Source organism: Methanofollis aquaemaris (genome assembly GCF_017357525.1).
Taxonomy (GTDB): Archaea; Halobacteriota; Methanomicrobia; order Methanomicrobiales; family Methanofollaceae; genus Methanofollis; species Methanofollis aquaemaris.
The window spans coordinates 966,097-979,638 of record NZ_CP036172.1 but is presented as its reverse complement, the minus strand read 5'-3'; the positions used below and the strand labels follow the sequence as shown (position 1 = coordinate 979,638).

General features: G+C 56.4%; 15 protein-coding genes and 2 tRNA genes. 10 read left to right on the top strand and 7 right to left on the bottom strand.

The window, feature by feature from the left end; all coding sequences use genetic code 11:
• Positions 1 to 5 precede the first annotated feature (5 nt).
• From rpoB to RJ40_RS04805, 4 genes are all read right to left on the bottom strand, one after another.
• Positions 6 to 1,820, bottom strand: coding sequence for a DNA-directed RNA polymerase subunit B (rpoB, locus tag RJ40_RS04820; protein WP_265582223.1), 1,815 nt, complete (start codon positions 1,818 to 1,820; stop codon positions 6 to 8).
• Positions 1,817 to 3,388: a DNA-directed RNA polymerase subunit B'' gene (locus RJ40_RS04815; protein WP_265582608.1), complete on the bottom strand. Its 1,572-nt coding sequence runs from the start codon at positions 3,386 to 3,388 to the stop codon at positions 1,817 to 1,819. Before RJ40_RS04815 ends, rpoB begins: the two co-directional genes overlap by 4 nt.
• Before the next feature lie 15 nt (positions 3,389 to 3,403).
• Positions 3,404 to 3,655 (bottom strand): DNA-directed RNA polymerase subunit H, encoded by a 252-nt coding sequence (locus RJ40_RS04810; protein ID WP_265582222.1) that lies wholly within the window; start codon positions 3,653 to 3,655, stop codon positions 3,404 to 3,406.
• Positions 3,656 to 3,727: 72 nt separating this feature from the next.
• Positions 3,728 to 3,801: transfer RNA gene (locus tag RJ40_RS04805), tRNA-Lys, on the bottom strand.
• Between the two features lie 165 nt (positions 3,802 to 3,966).
• Here RJ40_RS04805 and RJ40_RS04800 point away from each other — a divergent pair.
• A complete protein-coding gene (locus RJ40_RS04800) occupies positions 3,967 to 4,362 on the top strand; it encodes a phosphate-starvation-inducible PsiE family protein (RefSeq protein WP_265582221.1) in 396 nt (131 codons plus the stop codon).
• A gap of 280 nt (positions 4,363 to 4,642) precedes the next feature.
• Positions 4,643 to 4,855, top strand: coding sequence for a hypothetical protein (locus tag RJ40_RS04795; protein ID WP_265582220.1), 213 nt, complete (start codon positions 4,643 to 4,645; stop codon positions 4,853 to 4,855).
• A gap of 68 nt (positions 4,856 to 4,923) precedes the next feature.
• Here RJ40_RS04795 and RJ40_RS04790 read toward each other — a convergent pair whose 3' ends face one another.
• Both RJ40_RS04790 and RJ40_RS04785 read right to left on the bottom strand, forming a co-directional pair.
• Positions 4,924 to 5,559, bottom strand: a complete 636-nt coding sequence (locus RJ40_RS04790) for a response regulator (RefSeq protein WP_265582219.1) — start codon at positions 5,557 to 5,559, stop codon at positions 4,924 to 4,926.
• Entirely contained in the window at positions 5,559 to 5,933 is a 375-nt protein-coding gene (locus RJ40_RS04785) for a roadblock/LC7 domain-containing protein (protein ID WP_265582218.1), read from the bottom strand. Before RJ40_RS04785 ends, RJ40_RS04790 begins: the two co-directional genes overlap by 1 nt.
• Before the next feature lie 453 nt (positions 5,934 to 6,386).
• Between RJ40_RS04785 and RJ40_RS04780 the strand changes: the two genes are divergently transcribed.
• The 6 genes from RJ40_RS04780 (at position 6,387) to RJ40_RS04755 (ending at position 10,044) form a co-directional block, all read left to right on the top strand.
• The gene (locus RJ40_RS04780) at positions 6,387 to 7,295 is read left to right on the top strand and encodes a hypothetical protein (protein WP_265582217.1); all 909 of its coding nucleotides are present in this window, start codon (positions 6,387 to 6,389) and stop codon (positions 7,293 to 7,295) included.
• 4 nt (positions 7,296 to 7,299) lie between these two features.
• Positions 7,300 to 7,893, top strand: a complete 594-nt coding sequence (locus RJ40_RS04775) for a hypothetical protein (protein ID WP_265582216.1) — start codon at positions 7,300 to 7,302, stop codon at positions 7,891 to 7,893.
• A gap of 51 nt (positions 7,894 to 7,944) precedes the next feature.
• Positions 7,945 to 8,730 (top strand): cell division ATPase MinD, encoded by a 786-nt coding sequence (gene minD, locus RJ40_RS04770; protein ID WP_265582215.1) that lies wholly within the window; start codon positions 7,945 to 7,947, stop codon positions 8,728 to 8,730.
• On the top strand, positions 8,731 to 8,943 hold the full coding sequence (locus RJ40_RS04765) for a hypothetical protein (RefSeq protein WP_265582214.1): 213 nt from the start codon (positions 8,731 to 8,733) through the stop codon (positions 8,941 to 8,943).
• Positions 8,944 to 9,089: 146 nt separating this feature from the next.
• Positions 9,090 to 9,164: transfer RNA gene (locus RJ40_RS04760), tRNA-Pro, on the top strand.
• Between the two features lie 22 nt (positions 9,165 to 9,186).
• A complete protein-coding gene (locus tag RJ40_RS04755; RefSeq protein ID WP_265582213.1) occupies positions 9,187 to 10,044 on the top strand; it encodes a damage-control phosphatase ARMT1 family protein in 858 nt (285 codons plus the stop codon).
• Here RJ40_RS04755 and RJ40_RS04750 read toward each other — a convergent pair.
• The gene (locus RJ40_RS04750) at positions 10,018 to 10,740 is read right to left on the bottom strand and encodes a tetratricopeptide repeat protein (RefSeq protein WP_265582212.1); all 723 of its coding nucleotides are present in this window, start codon (positions 10,738 to 10,740) and stop codon (positions 10,018 to 10,020) included. The genes RJ40_RS04755 and RJ40_RS04750 overlap by 27 nt on opposite strands.
• A 698-nt stretch (positions 10,741 to 11,438) precedes the next feature.
• On the opposite strand from RJ40_RS04750, the gene RJ40_RS04745 reads away from it, so the two are divergent.
• Positions 11,439 to 11,897, top strand: coding sequence for an NfeD family protein (locus tag RJ40_RS04745; RefSeq protein ID WP_265582211.1), 459 nt, complete (start codon positions 11,439 to 11,441; stop codon positions 11,895 to 11,897).
• Entirely contained in the window at positions 11,897 to 12,970 is a 1,074-nt protein-coding gene (locus tag RJ40_RS04740; protein ID WP_265582210.1) for an SPFH domain-containing protein, read from the top strand. Before RJ40_RS04745 ends, RJ40_RS04740 begins: the two co-directional genes overlap by 1 nt.
• The last annotated feature ends 572 nt before the right edge of the window (positions 12,971 to 13,542 follow it).

Here is a 13,542-nt window from a genome sequence, read left to right as displayed (position 1 = left end):
CCCCCCTATACCATGTCTTCCAGCCGCATCCTGGGTGCGATGCCCATGCTCTTCATCTCGTCGAGGAGAAGTTTGAACGCATAACTCATTTCTACAGGGTAGATATCGGTCTCGCTGTCGCAGTTGAGGCAGCGGGTCACGTTACGCTTGCGGTCGACCATCGCGATCATCCCACACTTGGCGCAGACATACTGCTCGACCTTGTCGGACTCGTCGAGCAGACGTTCCTTGAGGGCCATGGCGGCGCCGTGACCGATCATCACGTCGCGCTCCATCTCACCGAACCTGAGACCTCCCTCGCGGGCACGCCCCTCGGTCGGCTGCCTGGTGAGCACCTGGATCGGGCCGCGGGACCGGGCATGCATCTTCGAGGACACCATGTGGTAGAGTTTCTGGTAGTAGATGATCCCCACATAGATGTCGGCCTGGAAGTGTTTGCCGGTGTAGCCGTCGTACATCACTTCACGGCCGGTGTGTGAGAACCCAAGTTTTTTGAGGGCCGCGCGCATGTCTTCTTCTTTCTCGCCGCGGAAGGGCGTGGCGTCGATCCGCCGTCCTTCCAGGGCGCCGACCTTGCCGCCGAGCATCTCAAGCATGTGCCCGATGGTCATCCTACTCGGGACGGCGTGTGGGTTGATAACGAGGTCGGGGGCGATCCCGGCCTCGGTGAAGGGCATGTCCTCCTGCGGGACGATCCACCCGATGACACCCTTCTGTCCGTGCCTGGACGCAAACTTGTCCCCGACCTCTGGCATTCTGAGATCGCGGGTCCGTACCTTGACGAGGCGGGCTGAGTTCTCGCCCTCGGTGATGATCACCGTGTCCACGATCCCGTGCTCGTTGCTCCGCATCGTTACCGAGGTGTCGCGCCGCTTCTCGACGGCGATCAGTTCGCCGCTTGGCTCTTCGAGGAACCTCGGTGGAGAGGTCTTCCCGATGAGGACGTCCTTCTCGCGCACGGCTGTCTCGGGGTTGATGATCCCGTCGTCGTCGAGGTTCTGGTAGAACTCTGCGCCGTGGGCGCCCGAAACTTCCTCGTCGGGAATCTCGATCCTGTCGACCTGACCGCCCGGATACCGCCGCTCTTCACCTTCATAGGTCCTGAAGAAGTGAGATCTGCCAAGGCCGCGCTCGATAGAGGCTTTGTTGAAGATGAGGGCATCTTCAATATTGTACCCCTCATAGGAGAGAATGCCCACGACAAAGTTCTGGCCCGCTGGCCGGTCGTCAGATCCGATCAGGTCCGAGGCCTGGGTGTAGACCATCGGTTTCTGGGCATAGTGGAGGAAGTTGGCCCTGGTGTCGGGACGCAATTTCATGTTGGCCGTCGCAAAACCGAGAGCCTGCTTGACCATGCCTGCGCCCATCGTGACACGAGGTGATGCGTTGTGCTCGGGGAAGGGAACGTGTGCCGCCCCGATCCCGAGGATCAGCGAGGGGTCGATCTCGAGGTGGGTGTGCTCGGGGGTGACCTGGTCCTCGGTGATCGCGATGAGGAGGTTCTCTTCTTCCTCTGCGTCGACGAACTCGATGAATCCCTGTTTGACAAGGTCGCCAAAGGTTTCATCGTTGTTTTGAAGGTGGGCGAGGTCGTCGTTGGTGATCAGAGGTTTGCCGTCCTTGAGGACGATGAGGGGGCGGCGTGCCCGCCCGCGGTCGGTGTTGATGACCACGTCGCCGTTGAACTCCTCGTAGGCGATGTTCACCTGGGCCGAGACCGCTCCATGTCGGCGCATCGCCCGGGCCTTATCGACGAGTTCTTTCGGGTTCTCTACCAGCCCTATGAGTGAGCCGTCAAGGAATACGCGTGATTTCTTCACTGTTGCTCACCTCCGATCCCGATGGTCAACGGTTCGACACCGAGGTTGTAAAAGATGTTCTTGACCTCCTCTGTATTGTCATAGCCTTTTGAGATCTCTACCATCTGTGCAAAGTTTTTCACAAGGCCACAGTTCGGACCTTCTGGGGTCTCGGATGGACAGATCCGTCCCCACTGGGTCGGGTGCAGGTCACGGGCCTCGAAGTGGGGCTGTGACCTGGACAGCGGCGAGATAACGCGGCGCAGGTGCGAAAGTACGCTCATCCGGTCGGTCCGGTCCATCAACTGGGAGACACCGGTCCGCCCTCCGACCCAGTTTCCTGTGGCCAGGGGGTGGAGGAGCCGTTCGGTAAGCACGTCGGCCCTGACCGCAGTTGAGATCGAAAGGTCGCGATGGCGCATGCTTGCCCGCTCGAGTTGGTACTTGATATCTCTGGTGAGTCGGTTGAGCGAGATCCTGAAAAGGTCTTCCATCAGGTCGCCGGCGAGTTTGAGCCGCTTGTTCGAGTAGTGGTCCTTGTCGTCGACCTTACGACGGCCAAGCACCAGGTCGAAGCAGGCCTCGGCCATGCGGCCGAGGTAATGAGCCTTTGCGAGCCTGACGCTCTCGATAGTCCGTTCGTAACCTTCGTCGCCCTCTTTGAGGTGCTCGGGCATCAGGTAGTTGAGGTGGGGCAGGAGATAGGAATCGAGGACGAACTCAGCCCGCCGACGCTGGTACTCCTTCGTCTGGTTGGGGGCGAGTTTCTTGCCTACGTACATGACGCCACTCTCGATCGAATCGCACTCCGACTCTTCGAGGTTCTGCATCGTGTAGGTGAGGATCTCCTCATCGGTCGAAACGGCCTCCACGATCTCCCGGTCGGTCCCAAGACCGAGGGCCCGCATCAGATCGACGAAGCGGAGGTGCCCGGCGACCGAGGGGAACGAGACCTCGAGGAGGTTCTTCTTGTTTTTCTCGACGACGACGAGTGCACGGTAACCACGATACTGTGAGAAGACCTTCGCCACATAGATCCGCTCGTTGTACCGCTCGGTGAACTCGGTCATGATCTTGTTCGAGGCGAGGTCTTCGAGGGTCATCAACACCCGTTCGGAGCCGTTTACGATGAAATAGCCGCCCGGGTCATACGGATCCTCGCCATGGTCGATCTGCTCGCTGCCGGGGATCTCTGAGAGATTGCAGGCTACCGACCCGATCATAATGGGCATCTGCCCGATTGTTGTTGTGATGGGTTCGCCGCGTATGTCTCCCTGGACCAGGGTTAGATCCAGTTCGAGTGGTGCTGCATAGGTGAGGTTGCGCAGACGCGCCTCGGTGGGAAAGAGGGTACTCTGGGAGCCGTCCGCCTCCCTGACCCTCGGTTTCTTGATATGGATCGTCCCGAGTTCGACCCAGACCGCCTCACTGTTCTTGCCTCTGTTCTCGATATCAGTCTCGATGATCCGCTGTTCGTCCACCACCTTCTGAAGGTTGTGTTCAAGGAAGTAATTGAACGAGTCCAGCTGGTGGCGGGCGACATGATCGCCTGAGAAGTATGCCCGCGATAAAATACTTCTATCTAACAGGTTTATCCGCCCCGATTATTTTTTCGGTCTCTTGACCACGTACCGATACGACTCGGCAAGTCCTGCTGTCTGACTTTTCCGAACAATCTTGATGACATCTCCGGTTGTTGCCCCGATTGACTTCACTGCAGGATCGTCGCCGTAAATCCGTGGAAGCTGTTCGAGCGCGATCTGGTAGCGGGACAGCAGTTCCGCGACCTCTCCCTCGCTCATTATCTGGTGATCTGGCACCATCTCATGATCTATAACATTAAATCTGGTGCTCAATTTTATCCCCCGGGTGAGAAAGAGTCAAGTTCAGGTTATCACCACGTAAAAACCACAGTCTGGCCATGGAAGCGGGCCTAGAGGGATTTGAACCCCCGACCACCTGGTTAAAAGCCAAGCGCTCTACCTAACTGAGCTATGGGCCCATTGTCCAGACAGCACTATTACAATGCTTTCAGAGAAGATAAGGGTTTCGGGACCATATGGTCATACGCTCCCGATTATCCATTGCTCTATAGGTCATGATAAGATTTAACTGCTTCGATTTGCAACATCGGATGATGAAGAACGGAGATGAGTGTCATCTGGGTATGGGATGGGCGATACGCGCGATCATGGGCGTCAACTCGGTCATCTATATTGTGATCGCCATCGTGCTCTCTCTCCTCGCTGTCGTTTCTTTATATGACGTTGCACTCAGGTTTTTTGTTCTTCTGGACGGGGGTTCGATGACCGAAGGGGTGCTCGGGGTTCTGCATGCACTCCTGGTCACAATCATTATTATCGAGATCCTGGAGACTGTGACGGCCTATTTCAGAACCTGCCGGCTCCAGGTCAGGCCGATCCTCATTGCTGGTCTCACGGCGATGGTGCGCAAGATCCTTGTCTATGGGTTGGAACCTCTTGATATCTATGATGTGGCCGGGACGGTGGCCATCATCGCTGTGCTGACCCTGGCTGTCGCGCTGATCGGAAAAGAAAAGTAGTGCCCTGTCATCACTCAAATGTCTGACACTTTTTTCGCAACCCTGTGGTCCCCGCACTCTCTCTCTTCTCGCCCCGGAGTGCACGGTCATAACGATCGCCAGAAAGTGATCGTGACGCGCGTGGTGCCGCCCCCTGCCTATCTTCGCTGTGGGGGGTCCGGGAGCAGCGCCCCCGGCGCGAGAGGGGGGGTTCGTATTTCTCATTCTTATGTTGGGGGGTCCGTCTGGTCTCTCGCCTCCCCACCATTCGCGTCGGGGTCGCTGCCCCCGGAACCCCGGGATGGAATGGGGACGGGAGGGCAGCGAGGAGATCATGGGGGGTGTTGTCGTCCCCGGCGCTCTCTTCACGGCCAAAAAGGTCTGTCGTTCAAGTGTATTCTCCTGGCGACCTGTGCTCCTGACCGCCAGCAGGGTCGTGGAACCCGGCACAACATTGTTGGGTGCCTGGGATGTCGCCCACACGCCTCTACTCGGGTTGGGGCTGAGGAGATAACGGGATTGAAGGAGGGGGCTGCCTGGCCCCTCGCTGTCAAACTCTAGAATAGAATTTTAGCAGAGTTGTTATTGGGGACTTTTTTGCTGGAGGGCCTCGATGTCTTCTTTGATCTGTTTGAGTCTGCTTTCCTGGAACCTGATGCTGTTCTCCATATTCTTGATTGCAAGCGATATCTTCTCGCTCGCTTTGGAGTCTTTGATGTTGTAGGTGGTCTCAAGGATGCGCAGCAGTCGGGTGTTCACATCGACTCCCTTGGCAAGCCTGGCATATTCGTCGACCAGGTGTCGGTCCAGTCCGACCTGATGTGCGCGCTCGACATCGTCTCTGATCATCTCGCGGCGCTGGAGCACCCGTTCGATCGCTTCATAGAGTTCCCGGTGGGTGATCGGTTTGAGAATATAGTCCTCGATGTACGACCCGTAACCTTCGGCTTCGTCGGGGGTCAGTTGCTTGGCGGTTAGCATCAGCACCGGGATGTCTCTGGTTTCAGGGTTGATCTTGATATTTTCGAGGGTTTCCCAACCGTCCATCGGTTCCATCATGATGTCGAGGAGGATGAGGTTGGGGGTTACGGTCTTGAGGATTTCAAGCCCTTCTTCTCCGCTGTAGGCTGCAATTGCCTGGTACCCTCCGCGCTCCAGCATCGTGACGAAGACATCTACGATGAAAGGGCTGTCGTCGATGACCATGATGGAATACATCACAGTACCTCCGCGATCTCGCGCGCGATCTCCGTCAGAGATGCATAGATCTCTTCCTGGTCTGCGTCTTCTTTGAGTATTGCTGCGACAAGTGTCCGCTCCCCGGCGCTGATCACCATCATCGATGTGCCCTGGCCGGTGGCCACGATTTTCTGCGGGGGGTGGACGTGTGCGATGCTGGCTGCTGCTTCGGCGGAGGCCAGGAGCGTTGCGCTCATGGCGGCAAAAGAGGGTACGGATATGTTATCAGGAAATGCCTTGCCCATCAGGATCCCGTCTCTGGAAGAGAGAACACAGGCCGAGACTCCCTCTACTTCCATGATGCCCTTGATGAACCGGTTGATTCTCTCCTTCAATCCCAGTTGTTCTGTCATGCCCACCGTACCTTGCCTCTGCTCATATAACTTATTTTGCTTTCTCTTGATGAAAATGTGGGGCTTACTTCTCAATAAAAGGTGCTCAAATTCCCCTTCCCCTTACTCTCTATGATATTTGTTAAAATTTTTCGGATTTTTTGTCTTTGGAAGTTGAATGGGCCAATTGGCCCCCTCTATATTCTTTTTCAGTTTGAAAATGCTCCTTTTTGGTGTCTGAACTTCTATTCTGTGTTATCTATTATGGGTATGTTTTTAAATCCTGCCCTCTGCCATTGTGAGGTCATATATATCTTGTTCTATTTCGCCTGATTAACATATAGTTATATTATCTACAATCACTACAAACTAGTAATGGATATTCCGAGAGGTAACTTCTCTTCTATCAGGCGAGATATCTCTTTATCTTTCATACTTGCTGAGATAGCGGAGACTTCCTTCTCAGGCCACGTGATGGTGAACCATGAGGGTGCCCCGATCTCGCTGGTGTTCTCTGAAGGTACCTGCATACTTGCCGAGTACCAGGATCTTCAGGGTGCTCGTGCATGGGATGCGGTCAGAGGCCTGGCGGATGATCCGGTAGAAGCGGCCTTGTATCTCCTGAACGGGCCGCAGATCCGTCTGGCGGCTGAGTTCAATGCGAAGGCCTCGGTCCCACGCTCTGATATGTGCTCCTCCCAGGAGAAACCTCGTAATCGCCAGAAATCGGAGCCGGGGCCAGCGAAGGGGAAGAACGCCTCTCTTCAGGTGCCCAGAGGTTGCCTCATCGAGATCAAACGGAATGCGACCGGTCTGGAGATGCTTGATGGTCTGAAACATTCTGGTTTCACGGGATATGCCATTTTTAACCTTGGTTCTGACAGTTTTACCCTCGTCTTCTCGGGAGGAGTATGTATCCTCGCCGGGGGGGAGCGTGAACGCGGGGCCTCGGCGCTCGTGAAAGTCGGGGAGATGACGGCCCCTGGAGAGGTGGCCGTATACTCCCTGACCGATCCGCAACTCGCCCTCGCCAGGGAGTTCAATCAGGGGTGCCTGGTGGAGGGTGGCGAAGAGCAGCCCCCGTCCCCCCCTGTCCCTCCCACGCGCAGGCGCGAGGTTGGTGCTGCGCCCGAACCTTTGTCTCCTGCTGGAAAGGATTTGACCCGCGGATCCGGGGCAGGGAAACATCTGGAAAGGGAGCGTCATGTCCGGGCGCCCGCAGAGGTTCCTCATGAGGATCCGGTATTCAGGGATCTGGCTGCCCTTGATGGAATCGATGCCGATCAGATGGCGGCCGACCTGAAGGACAGTTACGTCTCGATACTCGACCGCCTGGAACTCGGACATCTCATCGGGGAAAACAAGGAAAAAGGAGTGAAGTAAGAGTATGGATGACGGAACGACACTTGTTGTTTTGGGGGAGATCATAGTTGTCCTCCTCACCCTGATCGGGGTCGGCATCGCAGGGTGCGTGCTCCAGATGGTCCGGGTCAGGGGCCTTCTCGAAGAGGTGAGGACGGATACTCAGGAGAGCCAGCAGGTCGGGCGTCTCCGGGAGATGGTTGGCGGCACAGGTCGGGGGCCGGTGGATATGTTTAAACTCTTCAAACATATCCAGCGTTCCCGCGAGGTCGAGTGGGAGAAGCCTCCTCGTAAGATTGAACTCATCGGGGGACGTGCCGATATTCTGGAGAGTATGAAGGCACTCTGTGAGAAATATTACCTCGATGCCTTCACGATCTCGACCGACGATGGTCTTGTCGTCGCCTCTTCTGAGGGAGACGCCGCGTCGGATGCCGCAAAATACAGTTACATCTTCTCAGAAGGTGGGCTCCCTGATGACCCGACGGTGATGCTCTTCGGCATCCAGCACAAGGGTTCCAGTCTGGTCGGCATCCTGCATACTGAGCACAACATCCCTGATACATGGGTCCAGGACATGGAGCATGATGCGGTGGAGGTTCTGCGACGGTGGTTGTAGGGCCTCTGCATCCATCTGTACGAAGAGACATTGAAACAGGCGAGGAATGAGATGATCAAAGCGTATACGATTGCTTCAGGCAAGGGCGGGACGGGCAAGACCACCACGACGGTCAATCTCGGGACGGCCCTCGCACAACTTGGCAAGGAGACCTATATCCTCGACGCCGATGTGGGCATGGCAAACATCGGGATCCTGCTCGGGCTTGAGAATGTCCCTGTCACCCTCCATGAGGTGCTTGCCGGGAAGGCAACCATTGAAGAGGCGGTCTACGACGGCCCTGCCGGTTTGAAGGTGGTGCCCTGCGGGATATCGCTTCAGGGCTTCCAGGACGCCAATCCTGACCGCCTTCGCGAGGTGATGCACGAACTTGTCAACAAGTGCGACTATCTCCTTATCGACGCTCCGGCAGGCATCAGCAGGGACGGGGTGGTCCCGCTTGCGATCGCCGATGAGGTAATCCTTGTCGTCAACCCTGAACTCTCCTCGATTGTGGACGCCCTCAAGACGAAGATCCTGACCGAACTGGTTGGGGGGAATGTCAGGTATGCGATCATCAATCGGGCCGGGAGAGATAACGTCGATTTTGTCGAGCGCAAGATCGAGAAGTCGCTCGGGGTTCAGTCCCTGGGCGCTGTCCCTGAGGACACATTTGTCCGGGAGTCGGCGGCCTACAAGACGCCGATCGTGATCAAACACCCGACCAGCCCAGCATCACGGGCGATCAAGAGGATCGCCGCGGAGATCGCAGGCTGCGAGTATCATGACGACGGCGCTAAGGAGCGTGAAGGGTTCATTGACCGTCTTGCAAGAACACTGTTCAGGGGGAAAAACTAGATGACAGCAGAAGCATTTGACATGGGAGGAATTCTCCTCATCATTCTTGGTATCGTGATCGTCATCCAGCTCTTTATCATGTACATTATGTACGTCAGGATCCAGCAACTCCTCAGTGAGGTGAATGTCCTTGGGAGCAGGATGCAGATTACCGACAGCGAACTTGAAGCACTTACGAAAAACGTCGAAAAATTCAAGCAGCTCAGGATCTGAGTTGTGTGCCTGATTCAGGCCATTCATCTTTTTTTGGTTTAATTTTTTCCTGCGTTTGGATGGCCATCGCCTCTCAACACCCGGCCGGGCATACGCTCCGGACGGAAGGGTACATATATCGTGAGGTCGAATAGTATTGAGTCATTGGGGTCATAGGGTAGCCTGGACCATCCTAGGAGACTGGGGGTCTTCTGACCCGCGTTCGAATCGCGGTGACCCCATTTCTTTGTTTTTGGTGTTTTTATGAAGTTTCAGCCGCGGTGTACTGATTGTCTCCTCTCAAGAGTAGTCTATGAGGCAGGTCTGGTGCTTGATGATCGGGAGCGGATCGAGGCGGTGCGGCGCGCTGCGGCCGAGGTTCTTGCCTCCGGTCGGGATGCCGGAATTGCGGCCCCGGTCATTGCGAGTGCTGTTCACCGGTGCGCGTATGAGATGATCGGTTCCGACGATCCCTATCTCGCGCTTAAAGGGGAGAACAATGCCGATGCCCTCGCCGCCGTCGAGGTGATCGGGCCCGGGCTCTCGACCTTCAGGGACTATGTCTGTGCTGCGGTCCTTGCCAACACCTTCGACTATGGCGTCCAGTCCCACCAGGTGACCGACGACTTTCTTGCGTTCTTTGATGAGGAGTTCCCGAAAGGTCTGACCATCGACGAGACCGATGCGATCCTCTCTCTCTGTGATCGTGTGGTGTATCTGACTGACAACTGCGGTGAGGTGGTCTTTGACCGGCTCCTGATCCGATACCTCAAGGAGGCCGGGGCCGAGGTGACCGTCGTGGTGAGGGGGGCTCCGATCCTGAATGATGCCACGATCGAGGACGCCCGCGCTCTCGGGCTTGACGCTCTTGCCGACGCGGTTCTCACGACGACAGCCGGCGAGCGCGAACTCGGTGTGAACCTGGACCTGGCCCCGCCAGAACTGCTTGATGCCCTGGGCCGGTGCACGCTGGTCATCGCGAAGGGAATGGCAAACTACGAGTCTCTGACCGAATACGATGACTTCCCGCCGGTCGCGCATCTGATGGCCGTCAAGTGCGAGACGATCGCGGAGATGGTCGGCGTGCCGAAGGGCTCACGCGTTGCTTTTCTGAGAGGTTAACTCACTTTTTTTCTGCGCCTCTTTGCATCTCCCTGCGGCCGCTCTGACTTCCGGATGTTCGGGGCAGAGTTCACAGGCGCGTCTGCAGAAGATCGCGGCCTCTTCAAATCGTCCGATGTTCATGAGTCGCTCGGCTATTGCGGTGATGAGGTTGAGGTTCTTCGGGTCGAGACGGCAGCCTCTGGCGAGATAACTGATCGCCTCCTGATCTGAACTGGCGGTCCTTGCAAGGTAATACATAAGTTCGGGCTGTTCTGGCTTGAGGTGATATGAGGTGAGAAGTGCCTCCTTCGCTCCGGCCTCTTCACCGAGATGATAGGATGCGATTGCGTGGCCGAGCCATGCTTCGCCGTCGTAGCGGTTGAGGGTGATCGCGGCGAGAAAGGCCTCGTCGGCGGGTTCGTATTTCCGGAGTTTGAGGAGGGCGGTGCCGAGGAGGATACATCCCTTGAGGTTCTCCGGTTCGGCGGTTGCGGCTGCAAGGAAACACTCGTATGCGTCCTGGTGCTCTCCGAAGGCCATCAAGACTTCGCCTTTGCCGATGAGAAAGTCCGGGTGATCGGGAACAGCTTTGAGGGCTCGGTCAAAGTACGAGAGGGCCTCCTCATATTCGTGCATGGAGAGGTGGGTAACCCCTTCGTGGTACCAGCCGAGGGCGTAGTGTTTCTGTCTCGGGATCTCGTGTTTCCTGGTCACCTGCTCGCCATGCTCCTTGATCTCATTAATAATATTTATGATTTCTTCTAATTTGGAATATTATATGTCTTGAAATTGTAGATTTTGAGCATTTTTTTCCGATTCGTCCTCTTTATTTGCTCTTTATGTGGTTATCTTCTCCTCTCCGGGATCTGAGCGTGTCCGCTCTCATGATCGCGGTCTCCTTATGAAGAAGACAAAAAAAGTGATTTTACGGCTGTGTTGAATCGGGCATGAGTCGAAAGCACGCCTCAGGCATACCGAATGAAAGTATTTTCATGGTTATCCCTCTTCTGGGGGTGAACATCGGGGGTTGATCATGCCCTTGTCCCTGCGTGATGAATCGGCAGAGGACGGGAACACCCTCTGAACGATCACCCCGCTGCCTTCCCGTCCGGATCTTTATCCCGGGAGTCCGCAGGGGCAACACCCCCGGTGCGAGTGGTGGAAGATCCCCCCGGACCCTCCACGATGAGGATAGGGGCGGGGCGGCGACGAAGTGGTGATCCTGCTCGCTGCTCTGCCGTGAAGAGTGCGGTGGGCCTCCTATCAGACATTTGGGGGTTGACGCGACGGTAGTTGTGAGATTCTCATCGGCCCCCTATGGGGCCCCATAGATTCCATATTCCATATGTCCTGCTATATCTGCTATTCTCTTGATTGAGCATCTTTATATCCTGAGAACTCAATTCCAACACATGGAACTGCTGGGCATCTCTATCGGATGGATTCTCATCGTCCTCGGCGCCCTCTTTTTCTTGATCGAAGCAACAAACCCGGGTTTTTTCATCGCAGTTCCGGGTACGGTGATGATCATCCTCGGGATTCTCTTCGTACTCGGGGTCGATGTCTTCGGCTCATCTATCGGGGTCATCGTGGGCGTTGTTACAGCCCTTGCTGCTGCAGCCGTAACGGTCTGGCTCTATTCCAGGATCACCCCGGATGAGAACCCGCCGACGACTCTCAGCCGCGACTCGGTCGTTGGGCTTGAAGGGCTGGTGATAAAAGAGGTCGAACCTGAGAGTATCCGCGGCAAGGTCTCGATCGAGGGGGTTGAGTGGAGTGCCCGCTCAACAGATGGCATCATCCCGAAAGGGATGAAGGTGGTTGTTGTGCGTTCCGAGGGGGTGCACATTGTGGTGGAGGAGATGAAATAATGGTACTTGAAGAGATCGCAAGCAATCTCATCACGATCTTTCTGATCCTGGTCGTGATCTATATCATGTCCAGGGGGGTTGTGATCGTCCAGCCGTATGAGCAGGGGTTGCAGATCAGGCTCGGGAAATATATCGGGAGGTTGAACCCCGGTTTCCGGTGGGTTGTCCCGATCATCACGACGGTGGAGAAACTTGATCTCAGAACCCAGGTGATGGACGTCCCCTCGCAGGAGGTGATCACCAAGGACAACTCGCCGACTAATGTCGATGCGATTGTGTATACCCGGGTGGTCGACCCCGAGAAGGCGTTCTTCGAGGTCTCGAACTATCGGATGGCGACGGTCGCTCTGGCCCAGACGAGTCTGAGAGGGATCATCGGTGATATGGAACTCGATGAGGTTCTCTACAACCGGGACCTGATCAATACCAAACTCCGCGACATTCTGGACCGTGAGACCGACCAGTGGGGCGTGAAGGTCGAGCGGGTGGAGATCAAGGAGGTCGATCCGGTGGGTGTGGTCAAGCAGGCGATGACCGAGCAGACCGCGGCCGAGCGTGAGCGGCGTGCGGCGATCCTTCGTGCCGAGGGTGACAAGCGTTCCGCCATCCTTCGTGCCGAGGGTGAGCGGCAGTCCATGATCCTCCAGGCCGAGGGTGAGCGGCAGAGCAAAGTGCTCCGTGCCGAGGGCGAGCGGCTCTCGAAGATCCTCCAGGCACAGGGCGAGGCCCAGGGGCTGCGGATCCTCTCCCTCGGTTCGAGGCCGCTGGACAAGAAGGCGATCACGGTTCTCTCTCTCGATGCCCTCAAGCAGATGGCCGAGGGTCAGGCGACGAAGATCATCTTCCCGTTCGAGATTTCAAGTCTGGTGAAGCAGAGCGCAAAGTTCCTCGGGGCGACCGAGGAGATGCCCGAGGAAGAGGGGACCGAGGCGGTTGAGGGTCTTGACGAGACGATCCTTGGAGAGATCCCGAGCCCTGAAGAGGTCGACATCCTCCTCCGCCAGCTTGAAGAGAAGATCGAGGAAGGAGAATCGATCGAGGAATTGAAATCAGGAAAGAAAGGATTAGACTGATCTTTTTCTTTTTCTTTTTTTTTGGCTTTGTAGAATCGCTCATGAAGCGAACGTATGCCTCAGGCATGTCGCATGAGGGCAATTTCATAGTGATCCTAGATCCCGCTCCTCGCTGCCGGGCAGTGGGGTAGTGGGGTGATCATTCGGAGGGTGTTCCTGTCCTCTGTCTCTCAGTCACACGGGGGCGGGGTGTGGTCAACCCCTGATGTTCGCTCGAGAAGAGGAATTTTACGGGGCCAGGAATTCTGAACTGCTCTTCCCCGCCGGACCCCCTCGAATGAAGGTGAGGGGTCGGCAACCTTCTCCATGCAGAAGTGGAAGAATCCCATGGTAAGTCGTCTGTGGGATGGATTGATCCATGCATGCCATCATGAGGGCGATACGCTATCCTCCGTCCGTATCTTCTGCGGGGGGAGGTTATACAGGACCCGTTGCCGCCCCCTGGCTCTCTTTGTCTGTGAGGGTCCGGGGGTCTCCCCGGCGCGAGAGGACGATGAAAATTCTTCGATAGCGGCCCCCCGATCACCTGACGTCTCCCCCTCAATCGTTCATGCTCTCACCCCTTCTCACAC

What these genes read in the sequence shown, in the direction of transcription:
- RJ40_RS04800 (WP_265582221.1), top strand. Translation starts at nt 3,967, where the DNA reads ATGGGATGGGCGATACGCGCGATCATGGGCGTCAACTCGGTCATCTAT.
- RJ40_RS04795 (WP_265582220.1), top strand. Translation starts at nt 4,643, where the DNA reads ATGGAATGGGGACGGGAGGGCAGCGAGGAGATCATGGGGGGTGTTGTC.
- RJ40_RS04790 (WP_265582219.1), bottom strand. Translation starts at nt 5,559, where the DNA reads ATGTATTCCATCATGGTCATCGACGACAGCCCTTTCATCGTAGATGTC.
- RJ40_RS04785 (WP_265582218.1), bottom strand. Translation starts at nt 5,933, where the DNA reads ATGACAGAACAACTGGGATTGAAGGAGAGAATCAACCGGTTCATCAAG.
- RJ40_RS04780 (WP_265582217.1), top strand. Translation starts at nt 6,387, where the DNA reads ATGGTGAACCATGAGGGTGCCCCGATCTCGCTGGTGTTCTCTGAAGGT.
- RJ40_RS04775 (WP_265582216.1), top strand. Translation starts at nt 7,300, where the DNA reads ATGGATGACGGAACGACACTTGTTGTTTTGGGGGAGATCATAGTTGTC.
- minD (WP_265582215.1), top strand. Translation starts at nt 7,945, where the DNA reads ATGATCAAAGCGTATACGATTGCTTCAGGCAAGGGCGGGACGGGCAAG.
- RJ40_RS04765 (WP_265582214.1), top strand. Translation starts at nt 8,731, where the DNA reads ATGACAGCAGAAGCATTTGACATGGGAGGAATTCTCCTCATCATTCTT.
- RJ40_RS04755 (WP_265582213.1), top strand. Translation starts at nt 9,187, where the DNA reads ATGAAGTTTCAGCCGCGGTGTACTGATTGTCTCCTCTCAAGAGTAGTC.
- RJ40_RS04745 (WP_265582211.1), top strand. Translation starts at nt 11,439, where the DNA reads ATGGAACTGCTGGGCATCTCTATCGGATGGATTCTCATCGTCCTCGGC.
- RJ40_RS04740 (WP_265582210.1), top strand. Translation starts at nt 11,897, where the DNA reads ATGGTACTTGAAGAGATCGCAAGCAATCTCATCACGATCTTTCTGATC.